Origin of the sequence: Micromonospora sp. WMMD730, from assembly GCF_049178955.1 — a bacterium.
GTDB lineage: Bacteria > Actinomycetota > Actinomycetes > Mycobacteriales > Micromonosporaceae > Micromonospora > Micromonospora wenchangensis.
In genome coordinates this window covers 514308-538505 of sequence record NZ_JBMHML010000002.1, presented here as the reverse complement: position 1 = coordinate 538505, position 24198 = coordinate 514308, and the positions used below count along the sequence as shown (strand labels likewise).

Sequence of the window (24198 nt, the reverse complement as noted above, 5' to 3'; positions counted from 1 at the left end):
GACTCTAACAGCCCGATCCCGCTCCGGGCAGGTGTGCCCGGCTACATAAACCGAATCCGATGTTACCCGGCGCACACGCTCCGGGTAGACCAGGGCGCCCGCCCAGTCACGAAGAACTGAGCGGGCGCCATGGTCTGCCTGACCTACAGCTCGGTGACCGAGCCGCCGGCAGCGGTGATCTTCTCCTTGGCCGACGCGCTGAACGCCTGCGCCGACACCTGGAGGGTCACGCCGCCGAGGTCGCCGGTGCCGAGGATCTTGACCGGGTGGCCCTTGCGGACCGCGCCGGCCTCGACCAGCTCCAGCGGGCCGACCTGGCCGCCGTTGGGGAACAGTTCGGCCAGCCGGTCCAGGTTGACCACCTGGAAGACGACCTTGAACTTGTTCTTGAAGCCCTTCATCTTCGGCAGGCGCATGTGGATGGGCATCTGCCCACCCTCGAACGCCGCCGAGATGTTCTTGCGGGCCTTGGAGCCCTTGGTGCCGCGACCGGCGGTCTTGCCCTTGGAGCCCTCACCGCGACCCACCCGGGTCTTCGCGGTCTTGGCGCCCGGGGCCGGACGCAGATGGTGAACCTTGATCGTCATTACTCGACCTCCTCGACCTTCACGAGGTGGCTGACCGTGAAGATCATGCCCCGAATCTCGGGACGGTCCTCCTTGACCACCACGTCATTGATCCGCTTCAGGCCGAGCGAACGCAGCGAGTGCCGCTGGTTCTGCTTCCTCCCGATCTCGGACCGGATCTGGGTGACCTTCAGGCGTGCCATCAGGACGCCACCCCCGCCCGCGACGCCAGCATGGCGGCCGGTGCCACGTCCTCGACCGGCAGGCCACGACGGGCCGCGACGGCCTCCGGGGACTCGAGCCCCTTCAGCGCCGCCACCGTGGCGTGCACGATGTTGATGGGGTTGGACGAGCCGAGGCTCTTGGAGAGCACGTCGTGGATGCCCGCGCACTCCAGCACGGCACGCACCGGGCCACCGGCGATGACGCCCGTACCGGCGGACGCCGGCTTGAGCAGCACCACACCGGCCGCGGCCTCACCCTGGATCGGGTGCGGGATCGACTGGCCGATCCGCGGCACCTTGAAGAAGTGCTTCTTGGCCTCCTCGACGCCCTTGGCGATCGCCGCGGGCACCTCCTTGGCCTTTCCGTAGCCCACGCCGACCGTGCCGTCGCCGTCGCCCACGATCACCAGGGCGGTGAAGCTGAAGCGACGACCACCCTTCACGACCTTGGCGACGCGGTTGATCGCGACGACCCGCTCGAGGTGCGGGGTCTTCTCGACGGGCGCGTTTCCGCGGCCGCCCTCACGGCGGTTGTCGCGGCGACCACCCTCGTTGCCACCGGACCCGCCGCCACGGCGCTGTTGACCTGGCATCAGCAGCCTTCCTTATCTCTCGTGACGGGGTTTCTAGAACTCGAGCCCGGCTTCGCGGGCGGCGTCGGCAAGCGCGGCGACCCGCCCCGCGTACCGGTTGCCACCACGGTCGAAGACGACCTTGGACACACCGGCGGCCTTGGCCCGCTCGGCGAGCAGGCTGCCGACCTTGCCGGCCAGGGCGCTCTTGTCGCCCTCCGCACCGCGCAGCGACGCGTCCAGGGTCGAGGCCGACGCCAGGGTGTGACCCTTGGTGTCGTCGACGATCTGGGCGACCATGTGCCGCAGCGAGCGGGTGACCACCAGGCGGGGACGCTCGGCGGTGCCGCTGACGTTCTTGCGGACCCGGAAGTGTCGACGCGCACGGCCGACGGCGCGCTTGGCGGCGACGCCGCGGCGGCGCTTGAGCAGCGTGGCGCTCACTTCTTACCTGCCTTTCCGGCCTTGCGGCGGATGACCTCGCCCTGGTACTTGACACCCTTGCCCTTGTAGGGCTCCGGCGGGCGGATCTTCCGGATGTTGGCGGCGACCTCACCGACCTGCTGCTTGTCGATGCCGGCCACGTGGAACAGCGTCGGCCGCTCCACCGTGAAGGTGATGCCGTCCGGCGCGGGGACCAGGACCGGGTGCGAGAACCCGAGCGCGAACTCCAGGTCCTTGCCCTTGGCGGTGACCCGGTAACCGGTGCCGGCGATCTCCAGGCTCTTGCGGTAGCCCTCGGTGACCCCGACGATCATGTTGGCGACCAGGGTACGGCTCAGGCCGTGCAGCTCCTTGGCCTTACGCTCGTCGTTCGGCCGGTTGACGTGCAGCTGGCCGTCCTCGCCCCGCTCCGCGGAGATCGGCTCGGCGAGCGTGTGGGACAGCTCGCCCTTGGGGCCCTTGACCTTGACGGTCTGGCCCTCGATCGTGATGTCGACGCCGGAAGGCACCGGGATCGACTTACGTCCAATACGCGACATTTCTACCTGTCTCCCGTTACCAGACGAAGGCGAGGACTTCCCCGCCAACGCTCCGCTTGCGGGCCTGCCGGTCGGTGAGCAGCCCCTGGGACGTCGAAATGATCGCCACGCCCAGCCCGCCGAGCACCCGCGGGAGCCCGTCCGACTTGGCGTACACCCGGAGACCGGGCTTGGACACGCGCTTGATGCCGGCCAGGCTCCGCTCCCGGTTCTGGCCGTACTTCAGCTCGACGACCAGTCGCTTGCCGACGGCGCCCTCCTCGGGCTCCTCGACCAACCAGGTGGCGATGTAACCCTCGGCCTTGAGGACCTCGGCGATGTTCGCCTTGATCTTCGAGTAGGGCATCGTCACCCGGTCGTGGTACGCCTGGTTGGCGTTCCGCAGACGCGTGAGCATGTCTGCGATCGGGTCGGTCATCGTCATGAAATTCGTCAACCTTTCTCGCCGGGGTTCCCCGGGCACGGCCCGGGGCCTACGGCGAAGAGACAGTTCAGCTGACGCGCGGAGCGCGCCGGGCTATTACCAGGAAGCCTTGGACACGCCGGGCAGCTCACCGCGGTGGGCCATCTCCCGGATGCACACCCGGCAGAGGCCGAACTTGCGGTAGACCGCCTTCGGACGCCCGCACCGCTGGCAGCGGGTGTACGCGCGAACCGAGAACTTCGGCTTCGCGGCGGCCTTGAGGATCAGCGCCTTCTTGGCCATCTCAGTTCTCCTTGAACGGGAAGCCCAGGAGCTTGAGCAGCGCCCGGCCCTCGTCGTCGGTCGTGGCGGTCGTGACCACCGTGATGTCCATGCCCCGCTGGCGATCGATCCTGTCCTGGTCGATCTCGTGGAACACCGACTGCTCGGTCAGACCGAACGTGTAGTTGCCGTGCCCGTCGAGCTTGCGTCCGTCCAGACCGCGGAAGTCACGGATACGCGGCAGCGCGATCGACAGCAGCCGGTCCAGGAACTCCCACATCCGGTCGCCGCGCAGGGTCACCTTCGCGCCGATCGGCATGCCCTCACGCAGCTTGAACTGCGCGATCGACTTGGTGGCCCGACGCACCTGCGGCTTCTGGCCGGTGATCGTGGCCAGGTCGCGGACGGCGCCGTCGATCAGCTTGGCGTCGCGGGCAGCCTCGCCCACGCCCATGTTGACGACGATCTTGACCAGCCGCGGCACCTGCATGGGGTTGCCGTAGCTGTGCTGCTCCTGCAGCTTGGCCACGATCTCGTTGCGGTACCGCTCCTTGAGGCGCGGCAGGGTCTTGGTTTCGGTAGCCGTGGTCATCACAGGTCCTTACCGGTGCTACGCGCGATGCGGACCTTCTGGCCGTTGTCGTCGAACCGGTAGCCGACCCGGGTCGGGTTCCCGTCGGAGTCCAGGACCTGCACGTTCGAGACGTGGATCGGGGCCTCCTGGGTGACGATGCCACCGGTCTTGGCGCCGCGCTGGGTGGTGCTGACTCGGGTGTGCTTCTTGACCCGGTTCACGCCTTCGACGAGGACCTTGTCCTGCCGCGGGTAGGCCGCGATGACCTTGCCCTTGGCACCCTTGTCCTTGCCGGCGATGACGATGACCGTGTCGCCCTTCTTGACCTTCACGGTCACAACACCTCCGGCGCGAGGGAAATGATCTTCATGAACCGCTTGTCCCGCAGCTCGCGGCCCACCGGGCCGAAGATGCGGGTCCCGCGCGGGTCCCCGCCGTCCTTGATGATGACGGCGGCGTTCTCGTCGAAACGGATGTACGAGCCGTCCGGCCGCCGCCTCTCCTTGGCGGTGCGGACGACGACGGCCTTGACGACGTCGCCCTTCTTGACACCGGCACCCGGGATCGCGTCCTTGACGGTGGCCACGATGACGTCGCCGATGCTCGCGTAGCGCCGACCGGAGCCACCGAGAACCCGGATGCACAGGATCTCCCGGGCACCCGTGTTGTCGGCGACGCGCAGTCGCGACTCCTGCTGAATCACGTCTATCTCCTATGTCTGCCGGTTCTCCGGCCGCCCTCGCGGACGGCCGGAGCCTGGCGGAACCTGCGCCCGACCGAAACCGGCCGAGCTCGAGCCTTCGCTACTTGGCCTTCTCGAGGATCTCCACGATCCGCCAACGCTTGGTGGCGGACAGCGGCCGGGTCTCCATGATCAGGACCCGGTCACCGATGCCGGCAGCGTTCTGCTCGTCGTGGACCTTCAGCTTGCTGGTACGGCGCATGATCTTGCCGTACAGCGCGTGCTTGACCCGGTCCTCGACCTCGACCACGACGGTCTTGTCCATCTTGTCGCTGACCACCAGGCCCTCACGGACCTTACGGCGGGCCCGCACGGTGGTGGCGGTGTTCTCGGTCTCACTCATGATGCAGTCACCTCAGTCGGCGCGGCCGAGAGACCCAGCTCGCGCTCACGCATGATCGTGTAGATCCGGGCGATCTCCCGACGGATGACCTGCAGCCGCCGGTTGTTGTCCAGCTGACCGGTCGCGGCCTGCACGCGGAGGTTGAACAGCTCCGCCTTGGCCTCGCGCAGCTTCGTGACCAGCTCCTCCTCGGAGAGTTCACGCAGCTCGGAGGGCTTGACGCCCGCTGCCATCAGGATTCACCCACTTCGCGCGTAACAATGCGGCACTTCATCGGGAGCTTGTGGATCGCGCGACGCATCGCCTCTCGCGCGATCTGCTCGTTGGGGAAGGACATCTCGAAGAGAACCCGCCCCGGCTTGACGTTCGCGACCCACCACTCGGGCGAGCCCTTGCCGGAACCCATCCGGGTTTCGGCCGGCTTCTTGGTGAGGGCCTGGTCCGGGAAGACCGTGATCCACACCTTGCCGCCACGCTTGATGTGCCGGGTCATGGCGATACGTGCCGACTCGATCTGCCGGTTGGTCACGTACGCCGGCTCGAGAGCCTGGATTCCGAACTCGCCGAACACCACCCGGTTACCGCCCTTGGACGCGCCGTGGCGGTCCGGGTGGTGCGGCTTGCGGAAGCCCTTCGGGGGCTTGCGCGGCATCAGCATCTGTCAGCCCTCCTGCTGCGTTTCTGCCGGCTGGGTGGCGGCCGCGGCGACAGCGGAGCTGTCGACCGGCTCGCCACTCGGCGTCTCGGCCTGCTGCGCGATGGTGGTCGCGGCAGCCCGGCCGGCCTCGGTACCACCGGCGGTCGTACCCGACGAACCCGACCGGCCACGACGCGGCCGCTCGGGCCGGTCGCCACGCTCACCACGACGCGGGCGGGACGGGCCGGCCTCGGCCGGAGCCTCCCGGCCCGGCACGGCGTCGCCCTTGTAGATCCAGACCTTCACGCCGATCCGGCCGAAGGTGGTACGCGCCTCGAAGAAGCCGTACTCGATGTTGGCCCGCAGCGTGTGCAGCGGAACCCGACCCTCGCGGTAGAACTCCGTCCGGCTCATCTCGGCGCCACCGAGGCGGCCCGAGACCTGAACCCGGATGCCCTTGCAGACGGGGTTCTTCATCGCCGACTGCATCGACTTGCGCATGGCCCGACGGAAGCTGACCCGGCTGGAGAGCTGCTCGGCGACGCCCTGGGCGACCAGCTGCGCGTCCGACTCGGGGTTCTTGACCTCGATGATGTTCAGCTGCACCTGCTTGCCGGTGAGCTTCTCCAGCTCGCCGCGGATCCGGTCGGCCTCCGCACCCTTACGGCCGATGACGATGCCCGGCCGGGCGGTGTGGATGTCGACCCGGACGCGGTCCCGGGTGCGCTCGATGTCGACCTTGGAGATGCCGGCACGCTCGAGGCCCTTGGACATCATCCGGCGGATCTTGACGTCCTCGCCGATGTAGTCCTTGTAGAGCTTGTCCGCGAACCAGCGGGACTTCCAGTCGGTCGAGATGCCGAGCCGGAATCCAGTGGGGTGAACCTTCTGACCCATTACTCGGCACCCTCCGTCTTGCTCTCGGTCGCTGCGGGCTCGGCCTGCTGCGCCGGTGCCGCCTTCTTCGCCGCGGACTTCTTCGGCGCGGCCGGCGCGACCGCCTCGACCGCCACGGTGATGTGGCAGGTGCGCTTGCGGATCCGGTAGGCCCGGCCCTGCGCCCGCGGCCGGAACCGCTTCATGGTCGGGCCCTCGTCGACGAACGCCTCGCTGACGAGCAGCGCGTCAGGGTCCAGCCGCTCGTTGTTCTCCGCGTTGGCGATCGCGCTCGCGAGCACCTTGTACACCTGCTCGCTCGCCGCCTGCGGCGCGAACTGCAGCACCGTGAGCGCCTCCTTCGCGGGCAGGCCGCGGACGAGGTTGACCACCCGGCGCGCCTTCATCGGCGAGATGCGCACGTGTCGCGCAACCGCCCGCGCGCCCGGAAGCACCGGAGCGTCGCCCTTTCCTGGCATCGCTGTAACCCCTTGTTCCTCTATCCGTATGCCCGCGGCGTCAGCGCCGGCGGCTCTTCCGGTCGTCCTTCTCGTGACCCTTGAACGTGCGGGTCAGCGCGAACTCGCCGAGCTTGTGCCCGACCATGGCCTCGGTCACGAACACCGGGACGTGCTTGCGTCCGTCGTGCACGGCGATCGTGTGCCCGAGCATCTCGGGGATGATCGTCGAGCGGCGCGACCAGGTCTTGATGACGTTCTTCGAGCCCTTGTCGTTCTGCGTCTCCACCTTCTTGAGCAGGTGGTCGTCGATGAACGGGCCCTTCTTCAGGCTGCGAGGCATGCTCTATCTCCCTCAGCCGCGCTTACGCGTGGCGTAGCGGCGGCGGACGATCAGCCGGTCGCTCGGCTGGCCCTTACGACGGGTGCGGCCCTCGGGCTTACCCTGCGGGTTCACCGGGTGGCGACCACCGGAGGTCTTACCCTCACCACCACCGTGCGGGTGGTCGACCGGGTTCATCGCGACACCACGGACGGTCGGGCGCTTGCCCTTCCACCGCATCCGGCCGGCCTTGCCCCAGTTGATGTTCGACTGGTCGGCGTTGCCGATCTCGCCGACGCTGGCGCGGCAGCGCACGTCGACCCGCCGGATCTCACCGGACGGCATACGCAGGGTCGCGTACACGCCCTCCCGGCCGAGCAGCTGGATGCCGACGCCGGCCGAACGGGCCAGCTTGGCGCCGCCGCCCGGACGCAGCTCCACGTTGTGGACGGTGGTACCGACCGGGATGTTGCGCAGCGGCAGGTTGTTGCCCGGCTTGATGTCGGCGCCCGGCCCGGACTCGACCCGGTCGCCCTGCTTCAGGTCCTTCGGCGCGAGGATGTAGCGCTTCTCGCCGTCGGCGTAGTGCAGCAGCGCGATGCGCGCGGTGCGGTTCGGGTCGTACTCGATGTGCGCGACCTTCGCCGGCACGCCGTCCTTGTCGACCCGCTTGAAGTCGATCAGGCGGTACTGCCGCTTGTGGCCGCCGCCGTGGTGCCGGGCGGTGATCCGGCCGTGGGCGTTGCGTCCGCCCTTCTTCGGCAGCGGTGCCAGCAGGGACTTCTCCGGCGTGGACCGGGTGATCTCGGCGAAGTCGGCAACGCTGGAGCCACGTCGGCCCGGCGTCGTCGGCTTGTACTTACGGATAGCCATTGTCTACACCCCTCAGCTGACCGGGCCGCCGAAGGCCTCGATACGGTCACCGTCAGCCAGCTTCACGATCGCCCGCTTGGTCGCCTTGCGCTGACCGAAGCCGGTCTTGGTGCGCTTGCGCTTGCCCTGGCGGTTGAGCGTGTTGACCGTCAGGACGCGGACGTTGAAGATCTGCTGGATAGCGATCTTGATCTCGGTCTTGTTCGCGTCCGGGTGCACCAGGAAGGTGTACCAGTTCCGGTTCAGCTCGCTGTAGCTCTTCTCCGAGACGACCGGCGCGACGATGACGTCCCGCGGGTCGGCGATCGTGCTCACTTGCCACCCTCCTCGGTGGTCTCGGCGGACTCGGCCGCGGGGCCGGCCTCCGCGGGCACGCCCAGGAACTCGTCCAGGGCGTCCTTGGTGAAGACCACGTCGTCGGCCACCAGCACGTCGTACGTGTTGAGCTGGCCGGACTCGATCAGGTGCACCCGCGGCTCGTTGCGCAGCGACACCCAGTTCAGTTCGTCGGTGCTGCTCAGCACGACCAGCACCCGCCGGGCCTCGGTCAGCTTGGCCAGGGTGGCCAGGGCCGCCTTGGTCGACGGCTTCTCGCCCGAGACGAAGGCCTCGACGACGTGCACCTGGCCGGCGCGGGCCCGGTCGGAGAGGGCGCCACGCAGGGCGGCGGCCTTCATCTTCTTCGGGGTCCGCTGGCTGTAGTCACGCGGCACCGGGCCGTGGACCACGCCACCGCCGGCGAACTGCGGCGCGCGGATCGAGCCCTGCCGGGCGCGACCGGTGCCCTTCTGCTTGTACGGCTTCTTGCCGCCGCCGGCGACCTCGCCACGGGTCTTGGCCTTGTGGGTGCCCTGCCGGGCCGCCGCGAGCTGAGCCACCACGACCTGGTGCATCAGCGCGATGTTGGCCTGGACGTCGAAGATGTCGGCCGGCAGCTCGACGGAGCCGCTCGTGGCGCCTTCGACGTTGCGGACGTCAACGGTGGTCACTTGGCCACACCGCCCTTCTTCGCCTTCGTCTTGGCCGCGGTGCGGACCAGGACCAGCGCGCCCTTGGGGCCGGGAATGGCACCACGGACGAGCAGGAGGTTGTTCTCGGTGTCGACCGCCTGGACGGTCAGGTTCTGGACGGTGTAGCGCACGCCACCCATCCGACCCGCCATCCGGGTGCCCTTGAAGACGCGACCCGGGGTCGCGCAGGCGCCGATGGAGCCCGGCGAGCGGTGCTTGCGCTCGACACCGTGGCTGGCGCGCAGACCGTGGAAGCCGTGCCGCTTCATCGGGCCGGCGTAGCCCTTGCCCTTGGTCTTGCCGGTGACGTCGATGACCACGCCGACCGGGAACTCCTCGACCGTGACCTCCTGGCCGAGCGAGTAGTCCGCGGCGTCGACGGTGCGCAGCTCGACGATGTGCCGGCGCGGCGCCACGTCCGCCTTGGCGTAGTGCCCGGCGAGCGGCTTCTTGGCCTTGCGCGGGTCGATCGTGCCGTAGGCGAGCTGGACCGCGGAGTAACCGTCCTTCTCGGCGCTACGAACCTGGCTGACGACGCAGGGGCCGGCCTGAACCACGGTCACGGGGACAACCTTGTTGTTGTCCCAGACCTGGGTCATGCCGAGCTTTGCGCCCAGGATCCCCTTGACTTGCCTGTCCATTTGTCCGGTCCCTACAGCTTGATCTCGATGTCGACGCCAGCCGGCAGGTCGAGGCGCATGAGCGAGTCGACCGTCTTCGGGGTCGGGTCGATGATGTCGATCAGCCGCTTGTGCGTACGCATCTCGAAGTGCTCGCGCGAGTCCTTGTACTTGTGCGGCGAGCGGATGACGCAGAAACGGTTGATCTCCGTGGGCAGCGGCACCGGGCCCGCGACCTGCGCCCCGGTGCGCGTCACCGTCTCGACGATCTTCCGCGCCGAGGAGTCGACGACCTCGTGGTCATAGGCCTTGAGCCGGATGCGGATCTTCTGTCCCGCCATGGTGGCTTCTGTTCCTTCTCTCGATGCCGCTGTGTTGCGGGCACCTGTACCGGCTGGCACAGGCCCACTTCGCCGACCCCCGCGGTCGGGCGTGTCGCGCCCTCGGACCAGGCTCCGCCCCGGGACTCCGGAGCGATCCTCTGACCACGCGGTGGGTCAAGGCGCCGATCGCATCACAGCGATCTGGACGCCGTGCGAGGGTGGTTGACCGCCAGGGGCGATCAACCACCCTACGCGCGACTGTTGGTCTTCCCGGAGGTCCAGCTTTCGCCGGACACGGGCGACTAACCGTCGTTACGCAACCTGACTAGTATGCCGCACGACCGGCGGCGACGCTAATCGGGGTTACCTGGGTCACTTGATGATCTTGGTGACGCGACCCGCGCCGACCGTACGACCACCCTCGCGGATCGCGAACTTGAGGTTGTCCTCCATCGCGATGGGCTGGATGAGCTTGACGGCCATCGTGGTGTTGTCGCCCGGCATGACCATCTCGGTGCCCTCGGGGAGGGTGACGACACCGGTGACGTCGGTGGTGCGGAAGTAGAACTGCGGGCGGTAGTTCTGGAAGAACGGGGTGTGCCGGCCGCCCTCCTCCTTGGAGAGGATGTAGACCGTCGCCTCGAACTCCGTGTGCGGGGTGCTGGTGCCCGGCTTGACGACCACCATGCCGCGCTCGACGTCCTCGCGCTTGATGCCACGCAGCAGCAGACCGACGTTCTCGCCCGCGCGGGCCTCGTCGAGCAGCTTGCGGAACATCTCGATGCCGGTGCAGACCGTCTTCTGCGACTTCTCGCGGATGCCGACGATCTCCACCTCCTCGTTCGGCTTGAGGATGCCGCGCTCGGCGCGACCGGTGACGACGGTGCCACGACCGGTGATCGTGAAGACGTCCTCGATCGGCATGAGGAACGGCTTCTCGGTCTCCCGCTCGGGCTGCGGGATCGCGGTGTCGACCGCGTTCATCAGCTCCAGCAGGCGGCCGGTCCACTCGGGGTCACCCTCGAGGGCCTTGAGCGCCGAGACCCGGACGACCGGCAGGTCGTCACCCGGGTACTCCTGCGCCGACAGCAGCTCGCGGACCTCGAGCTCGACGAGCTCCAGGAGCTCCTCGTCGTCGACCATGTCGCTCTTGTTGAGCGCCACGACGATGTACGGCACACCGACCTGACGGGCCAGCAGCACGTGCTCGCGGGTCTGCGGCATCGGACCGTCGGTCGCCGCGACCACCAGGATCGCGCCGTCCATCTGGGCGGCACCGGTGATCATGTTCTTGATGTAGTCGGCGTGCCCGGGGCAGTCGACGTGCGCGTAGTGCCGCGCCTCGGTCTGGTACTCGACGTGCGCGATCGAGATCGTGATACCGCGGGCCTTCTCCTCCGGCGCCTTGTCGATCTCGTCGAACGGCGTGTACGGGTTGAGGTCCGGGTACTGGTCGTGCAGGACCTTCGTGATGGCCGCCGTCAGCGTCGTCTTACCGTGGTCGATGTGACCAATGGTGCCGATGTTGACGTGCGGCTTAGTCCGCTCGAACTTCGCCTTCGCCACTGGTGTCCTCCTGTGGACTTCTTGGTTCTTCTCGCCCCGGCGCGCCGGACGGCGCTTAGGACTCTGTCGACAGCCTTTCCGGCCAACGGCCGGAGAGCTTGGTGGGTTCTGCGGCGATGAAGCCTACAGGCCCGGATTCACACAACCCGACCGAGGTGGTCGCGGGCGGGACTCCCGTCCGCGACCGGCCCCGGCTCACCGGATCAGCAGCAGGTGAGCGTCACTCACCCGTCGCCTTGGCGATGATCTCCTTCGCCACGCTCTGCGGCACCTCGGCGTAGGAGTCGAACTGCATGCTGTAGCTTGCCCGGCCCTGGGTCTTCGACCGCAGGTCGCCGACGTAGCCGAACATCTCCGACAACGGCACCAGGGCCCTCACGATGCGGGCGCCGCTGCGCTCCTCCATCGCCTGGATGATGCCGCGGCGGGAGTTGAGGTCGCCGATGACGTCACCCATGTTCTCCTCGGGAGTGGTGACCTCAACGGCCATCATCGGTTCGAGGAGCGCGGGGTCGGCCTTGCGGGCCGCCTCCTTCATCACCATCGAACCGGCGATCTTGAATGCCATTTCGGACGAGTCGACCTCGTGGTACTGGCCGTCCAGCAGGGTCAGCTTGACACCGACCAGCGGGAAGCCCGCCAGGATGCCGTACTGCATGGCGTCCTGCGCACCGGCGTCCACCGACGGGATGAACTCCCGGGGGATGCGGCCACCGGTGACGGCGTTGGCGAACTCGTAGGTCGGCGACTCGTTGTCCAGCGGCAGCGGCTCGATGCTCACGATGACGCGGGCGTACTGGCCGGAGCCACCGGTCTGCTTCTTGTGGGTGTACTCGATCTTGTCCACCTTGCGGCGGATCGTCTCACGGTACGCCACCTGCGGCTTGCCGATGTTCGCCTCGACGTTGAACTCGCGGCGCATCCGGTCGACCAGGATGTCCAGGTGCAGCTCGCCCATGCCGGCGATGACCGTCTGACCGGTCTCCTCGTCCAGCTTGACGCGGAAGGTCGGGTCCTCCTCGGCCAGCCGCTGGATGGCGGTGCTGAGCTTCTCCTGGTCGGCCTTGGTCTTCGGCTCGATCGCGACCTCGATGACCGGCTCGGGGAAGGTCATCGACTCCAGGATGACCGGGTTCGCCGGGTCGCAGAGGGTGTCACCGGTGGTGGTCTGCTTGAGACCCTGCACCGCGATGATGTCGCCAGCCTGGGCCGAGCCGCGCTCTTCCCGCTTGTTGGCGTGCATCTGGTAGATCTTGCCGATCCGCTCCTTGCGGTCCTTGGTGGAGTTCACCACCTGGTTACCGGTCTCGACCACGCCCGAGTAGACCCGGACGTAGGTGAGCTTGCCGAGGTGCTTGTCGGTCTGGATCTTGAAGGCCAGGCCGGAGAAGGGCTCCGCCTTCGACGGCTTGCGCTGCAACGGCGTCTCACCGTCGGTCGCGGTGCCCTCGATGGCCGGCACGTCCAGCGGCGACGGCAGGAAGTCGACCACGGCGTCGAGCATGGGCTGCACGCCCTTGTTCTTGAACGCCGAGCCGCACAGCACCGGGTTGGCCTTGCTGGCGATGGTGGCCCGCCGGATGGCGGCCTTGATCTCCTCGACGGAGATCTCCTCGCCCTCCAGGTACTTCTCCATCACCGCGTCGTCGACGTCGGCCAGGGTCTCCATCAGCTTCTCGCGCCACTCCGCCGCGGAGTCGGCCAGGTCGGCCGGGATCTCCTCGATGGCGTAGTCCTCACCCTTCTGGGTCTCCCCGCGCCAGGTGAGGGCGCGCATGCCGATCAGGTCGACGACACCGATGTGGTCGCCCTCGAGCCCGATCGGGATCTGGAGCACCAGCGGGGTGGCGTTGAGCCGGTCGATCATCATCTGAACGCAGCGGAAGAAGTCCGCGCCCGTGCGGTCGAGCTTGTTGACGAAGCACATCCGCGGGACGTGGTACTTGTCGGCCTGCCGCCAGACGTTCTCCGTCTGCGGCTCCACGCCGGCCACGCCGTCGTAGACCGCGACCGCACCATCCAGCACCCGCAACGACCGCTCGACCTCGACCGTGAAGTCGACGTGACCGGGCGTGTCGATGATCTGGATCGTGTGGCCCTTCCACTCACACTTGGTGGCAGCGGAGGTGATGGTGATACCACGCTCCTGCTCCTGCTCCATCCAGTCCATGACGGCAGCGCCCTCGTGGACCTCACCGATCTTGTAGGTGATACCGGTGTAGAACAGGATCCGCTCGGTGGTCGTGGTCTTACCGGCATCGATGTGCGCCATGATGCCGATGTTGCGTACGTTGGCGAGCGCGTCTGCGGCGGCCACTTCAATCCCTACTTATCGTCGTCTCGACTCGACCGGTGGCGGTTCCGGCGCCGGTCCGGCGCCGGAACCAGGCTGTTACCAGCGGTAGTGCGCGAAGGCCTTGTTGGACTCCGCCATCTTGTGGGTGTCCTCGCGTCGCTTGACGGCGGCGCCCAGACCGTTGCTCGCGTCGAGCAGCTCGTTCATCAGCCGCTCGACCATGGTCTTCTCGCGGCGGGCCTTGGAGTACGTGACCAGCCAGCGCAGACCGAGGGTGGTCGCCCGGGCCGGACGGACCTCGACCGGCACCTGGTAGGTGGCGCCACCGACCCGGCGGCTGCGCACCTCCAGGGTCGGCTTGACGTTGTCCATCGCGCGCTTGAGGGTGACGACCGGGTCGGTGCCGCTCTTCTCGCGGCAGCCCTCCAGGGCGGCGTACACGATGCGCTCGGCGAGCTGACGCTTACCGCGCATCAGGATCTTGTTGACCAGCTGGGTGACCAGCGGCGAGTTGTACACCGGGTCAGCGACCAGCGGCTTCCGCGGAGCGGGTCCCTTACGCGGCATGTCAGCTCTTCTCCTTCTTCGCGCCGTACCGGCTGCGCGCCTGCTTGCGGTTGCGGACACCCTGGGTGTCCAGCGAACCGCGGACGATCTTGTAACGCACGCCGGGGAGGTCCTTCACCCGGCCGCCGCGAACGAGCACGATCGAGTGCTCCTGGAGGTTGTGACCCACGCCCGGGATGTAGGCGGTCACCTCGATCTGGCTGCTGAGCTTGACACGCGCGACCTTGCGGAGCGCCGAGTTCGGCTTCTTGGGGGTGGTGGTGTACACGCGGGTGCACACACCGCGCCGCTGAGGGGATCCCTTCAGCGCCGGGGTCTTGGTCTTGGTCGTCTTGGCCTGGCGGCCCTTTCGGACCAGCTGCTGAATGGTGGGCACCGGGTTTCTCCGCTCCCTTCGGCCGCGTCACGCGACCGCGCCGTCTGCTCGTTAGCCGACCTGATGGCCGACTCTCCTACATTCCGACCGGATCCACCTCGCGGCGGTCCCGGTACCCGCGGTCGGGTGTGTCGCCCGGTTCGCGGTCCCGGTGCCGTCGCTCGCGCGGGTGGCACCGGCTTCTGTCACCGGCGCGTGGTCGTCCGCCCGCCGGGTCCTGTCGACTGTGTCGTACGGCCGCTCGATCTCCGGATCAATCCGGATCCCGCGCACGCACGAGTCGCCCGGGCATGCCCGGGCGCAAGGGGAAAGAGTACCTACCACAGCCTCGCAGGTCAAAACGGGCTGGTCCGCCGGGTCTCAGATCCCCGTCGGTCGTGCCCTGCGCCCTGCCTGCTCGCCCGTGACGGGCCCCTAGGCTGTCCAGTGTACCGGCTGCCGTGCGCCGCAGCCCGTCACCCCCGGGCGACGGGGGTCACGCCAACTGCACCAGCAACGCCAGCCCCAGGCCCAGCAGGCTGAGCACCAACCCCACGCCACCGCAGCTGATCCCGGCCGTCGCCAGCCCCCGGCCGGTGAACCGCACCGCCGGCGGTGGCGCGGCCCGGCGGATCTGCCGGCGGGCCAGCAGCCCGGCGACGATCGCCGCCGCACCGGCCAGCACCCCCGGCACCGTGAACGCACCGGCCGCCCAGGCCCCGCCGAGCTGCGCTCCCCCGACGCCGAAGCAGATCACCAGGAACGACACCAGAATCGACCCGATGCCGGCGATCAACGAGCCCACCGCCGGCCCGGAGGTGACCGCCGGCACGTCCAGGTGCACCACCCCGAAGGGGGTGCCCGGCACGGCGTCGACCCGCTTGGGGGCGCGCGGGGCGTCCGGTGGCGGTGGGGGCAGCGGTCCGTGCCCGTGCCCCGACGGCGCCGGCCAGCCCGTCCCGGCCGCCGGCTGTCCCGGGTACGCCCCGGGCGCGCCTGTCCCGGGGTACGCCGCACCCGGGCCGGGATACGGCGACGGCCCGGCGGGCGGTCCCCCGACCCCGGCGAACGGCCCGCCACCCGACGGTGACCCACCGCCGAACGGCCCACCACCCGACGGACCACCACCGAACGGAACAGCGCCGGCCGGCCCGCCACCCGACGGTGTGCCGCCGGCCCCGGACGTCGGCGGAGGGGCGTACCCGAGGGGGGTGGCCTCCGGCGGGATGCCGGCACCGTGCACCGGGCCGGGCTCGGACGGCGCGCCCCACGGGCCCGCGGCCCACGGGTCGGGTGGGCGGTTCGCTCCGGCGTCGGTGCCGGGCGCGGCCGGCTCCGGGGAGCCGGCGGGCGGTCGGCCCGGGTCGCCTCCCGACGGCGGCGCCGGTTCCGTCACGGGGTCCTCCTGTCGCGATGTGGGTCCACCGTCACGCGACGGACACCGGCCAGGCTACCGCCGCCGCGCACAGCGGGTGCCCCCTGCCGGATCATCACCCCGACGGGTCAGTCGACGTTCGGGGCGAAGTCCTGCCCGTACGGGGAACCGGCCAGCCGGACCACGCCGATCACCACCAACGTCACCACCGCGACCGCGACCAACACCAGGCCCACCCGCGCCAGCCGCTCCCCCCGCCGCAGCCAGGCCGCGCCGGTGAGGAACCCACCCGAGGCGTACGCCTCCCGGCGGGCCTGCCGGGCCAATTGGAGGGCGATCGTGGCGGGCACCACCCCGCCGACGAAGAGCCCCGTCAACGCCCCGATCAACCCGAGCGCGAAAACGGCCCGTGCCTTGGTGGCGCGTACCGGGTCGGGGTCGAGCGGATGACGTGGTGGCTGGTACGCCAACGGCACCTGCCCCGCTGCGGTCGTCATGCCCACCATCATGCCCGGCCGCCGGCCGTACCGGACACGTGCCGACCGACACCGGCCCGAAACGAGGGAAGGCCCCCGGCGCGACGCCGGGGGCCTTCCTCGTCAGCTGGTGCTCAGCGGTACGACCCGAAGTCGAAGTCGTCCAGCGGAACCGCCTGGCCGCTGGCCGGCCCGAAGCCGTAGTCGGTCTCCGGGTAGCCGGTCATCGAGTAGACCTTGGCCTTCGCCTCCTCGGTCGGCTCGACCCGGACGTTGCGGTACTTGCTGATGCCGGTACCGGCCGGGATGAGCTTACCGATGATCACGTTCTCCTTGAGGCCGACCAGCGAGTCGCTGCGCGAGTTGATCGCCGCGTCGGTCAGCACCCGGGTGGTCTCCTGGAAGGAGGCCGCCGAGAGCCAGGAGTCGGTGGCCAGCGAGGCCTTGGTGATACCCATCAGCACCGGACGACCGGCGGCGGGCTCGCCACCCTCGCCGACGAGCCGGCGGTTCTCCGACTCGAACAGCGCCCGGTCGACCAGCACACCCGGCAGGAACTCGGTCGAGCCGGAGTCGATGACCGTCACCCGCTTGAGCATCTGGCGGATGATGATCTCGATGTGCTTGTCGTGGATGAGCACACCCTGCGAGCGGTAGACCTCCTGGACCTCCTGGGTCAGGTGGACCTGGACCGCGCGCGGGCCGAGGATGCGCAGCAGCTCGTGCGGGTCGATGGTGCCCTCGGTGAGCTTCTCGCCGACCTCGACGTGGTCCCCGTCGTGGGTCCGCAGCCGGACCCGCTTGGAGATCTTGTCGTAGACGATCTCGTCGCTGCCGTCGTCCGGCACCACGATGATCTTCCGGGACCGCTCGCCGTCCTCGATCCGGATCCTGCCCGGGGTGTCGGCGATGGGCGCCTTGCCCTTCGGGATACGGGCCTCGAAGATCTCCTGGACACGCGGCAGACCCTGGGTGATGTCCTCACCCGCGACACCACCGGTGTGGAAGGTACGCATCGTCAGCTGGGTACCCGGCTCACCGATCGACTGGGCGGCGATGATGCCGACCGCCTCGCCGACGTCCACGGTCTTGCCGGTCGGCAGCGAACGGCCGTAGCACGCACCGCAGACGCCCAGCTTCGACTCGCAGGTGAGCACGCTGCGCACCCGGACCGTCTCCACCCCGGCGGCGACGATCTTGTCGACCCCGATGGAGTTGATGTCCTGACCCCGGTGGGCCACCACGGTGCCGTCCGGCCCCTTGATGTCGTCGGCCAGGGTACGGGCGTGCACGCTGGTCTCGGCGTGCTCGTGGACGACCAGCCGGCCACCCTCCAGACGCTCGCCGATCTGCATCGGGATCGCCCGGTCGGTGCCGCAGTCCTCCTCGCGGATGATGACGTCCTGCGAGACGTCCACCAGACGACGGGTCAGGTAACCCGAGTCGGCGGTCCGCAGCGCGGTGTCCGCCAGACCCTTACGGGCACCGTGCGTGGAGATGAAGTACTCCAGCACGGACAGACCCTCCCGGTACGACGCCTTGATGGGTCGCGGGATGATCTCGCCCTTCGGGTTGGCCACCAGACCACGGATCGCCGCGATCTGCCGGAGCTGGAGCAGGTTACCGCGGGCACCCGAGTTGATCATCTTCCACAGCGGGTTCTCCTGCGGCAGCGCGGTGTCCATCTCCTTGGCGACCTCGTTGGTCGCCTTGGTCCAGATCTCGATGAGTTCGCCGCGACGCTCCTCGGCGGTCATCAGACCACGCTGGTACTGCTTGTCGATCCGGTCGGCTTCCTTCTCGTACCGCTCCAGGATCTCCCGCTTGCGCGGCGGAGCGATGACGTCCTCCATGCCGATGGTGACGCCGGACCAGGTGGCCCAGTGGAACCCGGCCTCCTTGAGGCCGTCCAGGGTGGCGGCCAGCGCCACCTTGGGGAAGCGCTCGGCGAGGTCGTTGACGATCGCGGAGAGCTGACCCTTGCGGATCTCGTAGTTCACGAAGCGGTAGCCCTGCGGCAGCGTCTCGTTGAACAGGACCCGGCCGAGCGTGGTCTCCACGGTCAGCGGCTCACCCTCGACCCAGCCCTCCGGGGCGACCCACGGCTCCGCGCCGTTGCCGTTGTCGACACCGATCACGTCCCGCAGCCGGATCTTGACCGGGGTCTGCAGGTGCAGCTCGCCCGCGTCGAAGGCCATCCGCGCCTCGGCGTCCGAGCTGAACGCCCGGCCCTCGCCGACCCCGCCCGGGGTCAGGTGGGTGAGGTGGTAGAGGCCGATGACCATGTCCTGGGTGGGCATGGTGACGGGCTTGCCGTCGGCCGGCTTGAGGATGTTGTTCGACGACAGCATCAGGATCCGCGCCTCGGCCTGGGCCTCGGCCGACAGCGGCACGTGCACCGCCATCTGGTCACCGTCGAAGTCGGCGTTGAACGCGGTGCAGACCAGCGGGTGGATCTGGATCGCCTTGCCCTCGACCAGCTGCGGCTCGAAGGCCTGGATGCCCAGGCGGTGCAGCGTCGGCGCGCGGTTGAGCAGCACCGGGTGCTCGCCGATGACCTCTTCCAGCACGTCCCACACGACCGGGCGCTGCCGCTCGACCATCCGCTTGGCGGACTTGATGTTCTGCGCGTGGTTGAGGTCGACCAGCCGCTTCATCACGAACGGCTTGAACAGCTCCAGCGCCATCTGCTTGGGCAGGCCGCACTGGTGCAGCTTCAGCTTGGGGCCGACCACGATGACCGAACGGCCGGAGTAGTCGACGCGCTTGCCGAGCAGGTTCTGCCGGAACCGGCCCTGCTTGCCCTTGAGCATGTCGGACAGCGACTTGAGCGGGCGGTTACCCGGGCCGGTGACCGGCCGGCCGCGACGGCCGTTGTCGAACAGCGCGTCGACGGCCTCCTGGAGCATCCGCTTCTCGTTGTTGACGATGATCTCGGGGGCACCGAGGTCGATCAGCCGCTTGAGCCGGTTGTTCCGGTTGATCACACGGCGGTACAGGTCGTTCAGGTCGGAGGTCGCGAAGCGGCCACCGTCGAGCTGCACCATCGGGCGCAGGTCCGGCGGGATGACCGGGACGCAGTCCAGCACCATGCCCAGCGGCGAGTTGCGGGTGTTCAGGAACGCCGCGACGACCTTCAGCCGCTTGAGCGCGCGGATCTTGCGCTGGCCCTTGCCGGAGCGGATGGTCTCGCGCAGGCTCTCAGCCTCGGCGTCGAGGTCCATGTTCTGGACCAGCGCCTTGATCGCCTCGGCGCCCATGCCACCGGTGAAGTACTCGCCGAACCGGTCACGCAGCTCGCGGTAGAGCAGCTCGTCGGTGACCAGCTGCTTGGAGTCGAGCTTGCGGAAGGTGTCGAGGACCTCGTCGAGGCGGTCGATCTCGCGCTGGGCCCGGTCGCGGATCTGGCGCATCTCGCGCTCTCCGCCCTCCTTGACCTTGCGCCGGACGTCCGCCTTGGCACCCTCGGCCTCCAGCTCGGCCAGGTCGGCCTCCAGCTTGGCGGCCCGCTTCTCGATCTCCGAGTCGCGGCTGTTCTCGGACTGCCGCTTCTCGGCGAGGATCTCGTTCTCGATCGTCGAGAGGTCACGGTGACGCGCCTCGGCGTCCACGCTCGTCACGACGTACGAGGCGAAGTAGATGATCTTTTCGAGGTCCTTGGGGGCGAGGTCCAGCAGGTAGCCCAGCCGGCTCGGCACGCCCTTGAAGTACCAGATGTGGGTCACCGGAGCGGCCAGCTCGATGTGCCCCATCCGCTCACGACGGACCTTGGAGCGGGTCACCTCGACGCCGCAGCGCTCACAGATGATGCCCTTGAACCGGACCCGCTTGTACTTGCCGCAGTAGCACTCCCAGTCCCGCTGAGGACCGAAGATCTTCTCGCAGAAGAGCCCGTCCTTCTCCGGCTTGAGGGTGCGGTAGTTGATCGTCTCGGGCTTCTTGACCTCGCCGTGCGACCACTGACGGATGTCGTCCGCGGTCGCGAGGCCGATGCGCAGCTCGTCGAAGAAGTTGACGTCGAGCACTATGTCCCCTATGTCGTCGTCTTTACAGCTAGATCACGGGCGGGGTCGGGAGCCGGACAGCCGGCCCCCGACCCGCACCACTTACACCTCTTCGACCGAGCTCGGCTCGCGCCGGGACAGGTCGATGCCCAGCTCCTCCGCGGCCCGGAACACCTCGTCGTCGGTCTCGCGCATCTCCAGGGCCACCCCGTCGCTGCTGAGCACCTCGACGTTCAGGCACAGCGACTGGAGCTCCTTGAGCAGCACCTTGAACGACTCCGGGATGCCCGGCTCCGGGATGTTCTCGCCCTTGACGATCGCCTCGTAGACCTTGACCCGGCCCAGGACGTCGTCGGACTTGATGGTCAGCAGTTCCTGCAGGGCGTAGGCGGCGCCGTACGCCTGCATGGCCCAGCACTCCATCTCACCGAAGCGCTGGCCACCGAACTGCGCCTTACCACCCAGCGGCTGCTGCGTGATCATCGAGTACGGTCCGGTCGACCGGGCGTGGATCTTGTCGTCGACCAGGTGGTTGAGCTTCAGGATGTAGATGTAGCCGACCGCGATCGGGTCGGGCAGCGGCTCGCCGGAACGACCGTCGAACAGCTGCGCCTTGCCGGAGGAACCGATCAGCTGCTTGCCGTCCCGGTTGGGCAGGGTCGACGAGAGCAGACCGGAGATCTCCTCCTCGCGGGCACCGTCGAAGACCGGCGTGGCCACGTTGGTGTCCGGCTCGGACTCGTGCGCCTCGATCGAGCGGAGCTGACGCTTCCACTCGGTGTCGTCGCCGTCCACGCTCCAGCCCGTCTTGGCCACCCACCCGAGGTGGGTCTCCAGGACCTGACCGATGTTCATCCGGGACGGCACACCCAGCGGGTTCAGCACGATGTCGACCGGGGTGCCGTCCTCCAGGAACGGCATGTCCTCGATCGGCAGGATCTTCGAGATGACACCCTTGTTGCCGTGCCGGCCGGCGAGCTTGTCGCCGTCCTGGATCTTGCGCTTCTGGGCGACGTACACCCGGACCAGCTCGTTGACGCCCGGCGGCAACTCGTCGCCGTCCTCGCGGGAGAAGGTCCGCACCCCGATGACCGTGCCGGTCTCGCCGTGCGGCACCTTCAGCGAGGTGTCCCGGACCTCACGCGCCTTCTCACCGAAGATCGCGCGCAGCAGCCGCTCCTCCGGGGTCAGCTCGGTCTCGCCCTTCGGCGTGACCTTGCCGACCAGGATGTCGCCGGGGACGACCTCGGCGCCGATCCGGATGATGCCGCGCTCGTCGAGGTCGGCGAGCATCTCCTCGCTGACGTTCGGGATGTCCCGGGTGATCTCCTCCGGGCCGAGCTTGGTGTCCCGGGCGTCGACCTCGTGCTCCTCGATGTGGATCGAGGTGAGCACGTCCTGCTGCACGAGGCGCTGCGACAGGATGATCGCGTCCTCGTAGTTGTGGCCCTCCCAGCACATGAACGCCACCAGCAGGTTGCGTCCGAGCGCCATCTCGCCCTCGTCGGTGCACGGACCGTCGGCGATGACCTGGCCGGCCTCGACGCGGTCGCCCTCGAAGACGACCGGCTTCTGGTTGACGCAGGAGCCGGCGTTGGAGCGGCGGAACTTGTGCAGCAGGTACGTCCGGCGGTGGCCGTCGTCCTGGTGGATGGTGATGTAGTCGGCGCAGAGATCCTCGATCACGCCACCGACCTCGGCCACCACCACGTCACCGGCGTCGACCGCGGCACGGTACTCCATGCCGGTGCCGACCAGCGGCGACTCCGCCTTGACCAGCGGCACCGCCTGACGCTGCATGTTGGCGCCCATCAGCGCGCGGTTGGCGTCGTCGTGCTCCAGGAACGGGATCATCGCGGTCGCGACCGAGGTCATCTGCCGCGGCGACACGTCCATGTAGTCGACGGCGCCGGGGACGACGTCCTCGGTCTCGCCACCCTTACGGCGACACAGCACCCGGTCCTCGGCGAACGTGCCGTCGGCCTTGAGCGGCGCGTTGGCCTGGGCCTTGACGAACCGGTCCTCCTCGTCCGCGGTCAGGTAGTCGATCTGGTCGGTGACCCGACCCTCGACGACCTTCCGGTACGGCGTCTCGATGAAGCCGAACGGGTTGACCCGGGCGAAGGTGGACAGCGCGCCGATCAGGCCGATGTTCGGGCCTTCCGGCGTCTCGATCGGGCACATCCGGCCGTAGTGGGACGGGTGCACGTCGCGGACCTCGAAGCCGGCCCGCTCCCGGGACAGACCACCCGGGCCGAGCGCGCTCAGCCGCCGCCGGTGGGTCAGGCCCGCCAGCGGGTTGGTCTGGTCCATGAACTGGGACAGCTGCGACGTGCCGAAGAACTCCTTGATCGCCGCCACCACCGGGCGGATGTTGATCAGGGTCTGCGGCGTGATCGCCTCGACGTCCTGGGTGGTCATCCGCTCGCGGACGACCCGCTCCATCCGGGAGAGACCCACCCGGACCTGGTTCTGGATCAGCTCGCCCACGGTACGCAGGCGACGGTTGCCGAAGTGGTCGATGTCGTCGGCCTCGTAGCCGTCCTCACCGGCGTGCAGCCGGCAGAGGTACTCCACGGTGGCGACGACGTCGTCCTCGGTGAGCGTGCCGGTGGTGATCGGCACGTCGAGTTCGAGCTTCTTGTTGAACTTGTAGCGCCCGACCTTGGCGACGTCGTACCGCTTCGGGTTGAAGAAGAGGTTGTCGAGCAGGGTCTGGGCGTTCTCGCGGGTCGGCGGCTCGCCAGGGCGGAGCTTGCGGTAGATGTCGAGCAGGGCCTCGTCCTGGCCGGCGATGTGGTCCTTCTCGAGCGTGGTCATCATCAGCTCGGACCAGCCGAACTTCTCGCGGATCTGCTCGGCGGACCAACCGATGGCCTTGAGCAGGACCGTGACGGCCTGCCGGCGCTTGCGGTCGATACGGACGCCGACCGTGTCGCGCTTGTCGATGTCGAACTCCAGCCAGGCACCCCGGCTGGGGATGACCTTGACGCTGGAGAGGTCGCGGTCGGAGGTCTTGTCCGGCTGCTTGTCGAAGTAGACGCCCGGGGACCGGACGAGCTGGCTGACCACGACGCGCTCGGTGCCGTTGATGATGAAGGTGCCCTTGGGCGTCATCATCGGGAAGTCACCCATGAACACCGTCTGGCTCTTGATCTCGCCGGTGGTGTTGTTGGTGAACTCCGCCGTCACGAACAGCGGGGCGCAGTAGGTCAGGTCCTTCTCCTTGCACTCCTCGATCGAGGCCTTGACCTCGTCGAAGCGCGGTGCCGAGAAGGACAGCGACATGGTGCCGGAAAAGTCCTCAATGGGACTGATCTCGTCGAGGATTTCCGCGAGACCCGAGCGTGCGTGCGGGTCGTCCGCCGACCGGCCCTGCCAAGCCTCGTTGCCGACGAGCCAGTCGAAGGACTCGTTCTGGATGGCGAGGAGGTTGGGGACCTCGAGGTGTTCGGTGATCCTGCCGAAAGAAACTCGGCGGGGCGCGAAAGCGCTCGACGTACGACTGGTCTTCGCAGGGCGGGAAGCTGCCAAGATGCGTCCTTCCGAGGACCGGTGCTGCAGAACGGCTGGTACGCGTGCACTCCAATGACCCCACCAGAAATATCCGTAACCGGACATTTCCGAGCAGGGGTCAAGTCGGAAGGCAGCGCAAACTAGCAGTGTAGCCGAGAGGCTAACCGCTGTCCAGCCCATCCCGCAGGTCGTCGCGGAACGCGCCTCGGGACCCCGGAGAACGGGGTCGTACCGG

The 24198-nt window shown here is 68.5% G+C and carries 29 protein-coding genes; all 29 read right to left on the bottom strand.

The features are described 5' to 3' along the window. Positions 1-143: 143 nt before the first annotated feature. On the bottom strand, positions 144-587 hold the full coding sequence (gene rplO / locus ACN265_RS02565) for a 50S ribosomal protein L15 (RefSeq protein WP_088646994.1): 444 nt from the start codon (positions 585-587) through the stop codon (positions 144-146). Next, a complete protein-coding gene (gene rpmD, locus ACN265_RS02560) occupies positions 587-769 on the bottom strand; it encodes a 50S ribosomal protein L30 (protein WP_088646995.1) in 183 nt (60 codons plus the stop codon). Before rpmD ends, rplO begins: the two co-directional genes overlap by 1 nt. Next, positions 769-1383 carry a 30S ribosomal protein S5 gene (gene rpsE, locus ACN265_RS02555; RefSeq protein ID WP_088646996.1) on the bottom strand — a complete coding sequence of 205 codons (615 nt, stop codon included), beginning with the start codon at positions 1381-1383 and terminating at the stop codon, positions 769-771. Before rpsE ends, rpmD begins: the two co-directional genes overlap by 1 nt. Positions 1384-1416: 33 nt before the next feature. Beyond that, the gene (gene rplR / locus ACN265_RS02550; RefSeq protein ID WP_030489594.1) at positions 1417-1806 is read right to left on the bottom strand and encodes a 50S ribosomal protein L18; all 390 of its coding nucleotides are present in this window, start codon (positions 1804-1806) and stop codon (positions 1417-1419) included. Next, on the bottom strand, positions 1803-2345 hold the full coding sequence (gene rplF, locus ACN265_RS02545; RefSeq protein ID WP_204924859.1) for a 50S ribosomal protein L6: 543 nt from the start codon (positions 2343-2345) through the stop codon (positions 1803-1805). The genes rplR and rplF overlap by 4 nt, the downstream gene beginning before the upstream one ends. Before the next feature lie 16 nt (positions 2346-2361). Then, the gene (gene rpsH, locus ACN265_RS02540; RefSeq protein WP_067301438.1) at positions 2362-2769 is read right to left on the bottom strand and encodes a 30S ribosomal protein S8; all 408 of its coding nucleotides are present in this window, start codon (positions 2767-2769) and stop codon (positions 2362-2364) included. Between the two features lie 96 nt (positions 2770-2865). After that, positions 2866-3051: a type Z 30S ribosomal protein S14 gene (locus tag ACN265_RS02535; RefSeq protein WP_007073023.1), complete on the bottom strand. Its 186-nt coding sequence runs from the start codon at positions 3049-3051 to the stop codon at positions 2866-2868. A 1-nt stretch (position 3052) separates the two neighbouring features. Beyond that, positions 3053-3622, bottom strand: coding sequence for a 50S ribosomal protein L5 (gene rplE, locus ACN265_RS02530; RefSeq protein WP_067301437.1), 570 nt, complete (start codon positions 3620-3622; stop codon positions 3053-3055). Then, positions 3622-3942: a 50S ribosomal protein L24 gene (rplX, locus tag ACN265_RS02525; RefSeq protein WP_194821781.1), complete on the bottom strand. Its 321-nt coding sequence runs from the start codon at positions 3940-3942 to the stop codon at positions 3622-3624. The genes rplE and rplX overlap by 1 nt, the downstream gene beginning before the upstream one ends. Next, positions 3939-4307: a 50S ribosomal protein L14 gene (rplN, locus tag ACN265_RS02520; RefSeq protein WP_007465279.1), complete on the bottom strand. Its 369-nt coding sequence runs from the start codon at positions 4305-4307 to the stop codon at positions 3939-3941. Before rplN ends, rplX begins: the two co-directional genes overlap by 4 nt. A 100-nt stretch (positions 4308-4407) precedes the next feature. Further along, complete coding sequence (gene rpsQ / locus ACN265_RS02515; RefSeq protein ID WP_088646999.1) at positions 4408-4689, bottom strand: 30S ribosomal protein S17; 282 nt, start codon at positions 4687-4689, stop codon at positions 4408-4410. Further along, positions 4686-4922 (bottom strand): 50S ribosomal protein L29, encoded by a 237-nt coding sequence (rpmC, locus tag ACN265_RS02510; protein ID WP_013288628.1) that lies wholly within the window; start codon positions 4920-4922, stop codon positions 4686-4688. The genes rpsQ and rpmC overlap by 4 nt, the downstream gene beginning before the upstream one ends. Continuing rightward, positions 4922-5347, bottom strand: a complete 426-nt coding sequence (gene rplP, locus ACN265_RS02505) for a 50S ribosomal protein L16 (RefSeq protein ID WP_088647000.1) — start codon at positions 5345-5347, stop codon at positions 4922-4924. Before rplP ends, rpmC begins: the two co-directional genes overlap by 1 nt. Positions 5348-5350: 3 nt before the next feature. Further along, the gene (rpsC, locus tag ACN265_RS02500; RefSeq protein ID WP_088647001.1) at positions 5351-6223 is read right to left on the bottom strand and encodes a 30S ribosomal protein S3; all 873 of its coding nucleotides are present in this window, start codon (positions 6221-6223) and stop codon (positions 5351-5353) included. Next, on the bottom strand, positions 6223-6681 hold the full coding sequence (gene rplV, locus ACN265_RS02495; protein ID WP_088647002.1) for a 50S ribosomal protein L22: 459 nt from the start codon (positions 6679-6681) through the stop codon (positions 6223-6225). Before rplV ends, rpsC begins: the two co-directional genes overlap by 1 nt. Positions 6682-6721: 40 nt before the next feature. After that, on the bottom strand, positions 6722-7003 hold the full coding sequence (gene rpsS, locus ACN265_RS02490) for a 30S ribosomal protein S19 (protein ID WP_088647003.1): 282 nt from the start codon (positions 7001-7003) through the stop codon (positions 6722-6724). 12 nt (positions 7004-7015) lie between these two features. Beyond that, the gene (rplB, locus tag ACN265_RS02485) at positions 7016-7855 is read right to left on the bottom strand and encodes a 50S ribosomal protein L2 (protein WP_204924858.1); all 840 of its coding nucleotides are present in this window, start codon (positions 7853-7855) and stop codon (positions 7016-7018) included. Positions 7856-7867: 12 nt separating this feature from the next. Beyond that, entirely contained in the window at positions 7868-8170 is a 303-nt protein-coding gene (gene rplW / locus ACN265_RS02480) for a 50S ribosomal protein L23 (RefSeq protein WP_067301418.1), read from the bottom strand. Beyond that, positions 8167-8844: a 50S ribosomal protein L4 gene (gene rplD, locus ACN265_RS02475; protein WP_204924857.1), complete on the bottom strand. Its 678-nt coding sequence runs from the start codon at positions 8842-8844 to the stop codon at positions 8167-8169. The genes rplW and rplD overlap by 4 nt, the downstream gene beginning before the upstream one ends. Further along, positions 8841-9506, bottom strand: coding sequence for a 50S ribosomal protein L3 (rplC, locus tag ACN265_RS02470; protein ID WP_204924856.1), 666 nt, complete (start codon positions 9504-9506; stop codon positions 8841-8843). Before rplC ends, rplD begins: the two co-directional genes overlap by 4 nt. Positions 9507-9517: 11 nt before the next feature. Then, positions 9518-9826 carry a 30S ribosomal protein S10 gene (rpsJ, locus tag ACN265_RS02465; RefSeq protein WP_007073037.1) on the bottom strand — a complete coding sequence of 103 codons (309 nt, stop codon included), beginning with the start codon at positions 9824-9826 and terminating at the stop codon, positions 9518-9520. A 354-nt stretch (positions 9827-10180) separates the two neighbouring features. Beyond that, positions 10181-11374 carry an elongation factor Tu gene (tuf, locus tag ACN265_RS02460; protein WP_204924855.1) on the bottom strand — a complete coding sequence of 398 codons (1194 nt, stop codon included), beginning with the start codon at positions 11372-11374 and terminating at the stop codon, positions 10181-10183. Between the two features lie 220 nt (positions 11375-11594). Continuing rightward, a complete protein-coding gene (gene fusA / locus ACN265_RS02455; protein WP_204924854.1) occupies positions 11595-13691 on the bottom strand; it encodes an elongation factor G in 2097 nt (698 codons plus the stop codon). Between the two features lie 75 nt (positions 13692-13766). Further along, the gene (rpsG, locus tag ACN265_RS02450; protein WP_088647009.1) at positions 13767-14237 is read right to left on the bottom strand and encodes a 30S ribosomal protein S7; all 471 of its coding nucleotides are present in this window, start codon (positions 14235-14237) and stop codon (positions 13767-13769) included. Between the two features lies 1 nt (position 14238). Beyond that, a complete protein-coding gene (rpsL, locus tag ACN265_RS02445) occupies positions 14239-14613 on the bottom strand; it encodes a 30S ribosomal protein S12 (protein WP_007465318.1) in 375 nt (124 codons plus the stop codon). 475 nt (positions 14614-15088) lie between these two features. Further along, on the bottom strand, positions 15089-15460 hold the full coding sequence (locus ACN265_RS02440; RefSeq protein ID WP_204925021.1) for a DUF4190 domain-containing protein: 372 nt from the start codon (positions 15458-15460) through the stop codon (positions 15089-15091). A 635-nt stretch (positions 15461-16095) separates the two neighbouring features. Then, positions 16096-16464, bottom strand: a complete 369-nt coding sequence (locus ACN265_RS02435; protein ID WP_204924853.1) for a hypothetical protein — start codon at positions 16462-16464, stop codon at positions 16096-16098. A 113-nt stretch (positions 16465-16577) separates the two neighbouring features. After that, positions 16578-20468: a DNA-directed RNA polymerase subunit beta' gene (locus ACN265_RS02430; RefSeq protein ID WP_145921755.1), complete on the bottom strand. Its 3891-nt coding sequence runs from the start codon at positions 20466-20468 to the stop codon at positions 16578-16580. Between the two features lie 81 nt (positions 20469-20549). Next, a complete protein-coding gene (locus tag ACN265_RS02425) occupies positions 20550-23981 on the bottom strand; it encodes a DNA-directed RNA polymerase subunit beta (protein ID WP_204924852.1) in 3432 nt (1143 codons plus the stop codon). Between the last annotated feature and the right edge of the window lie 217 nt (positions 23982-24198).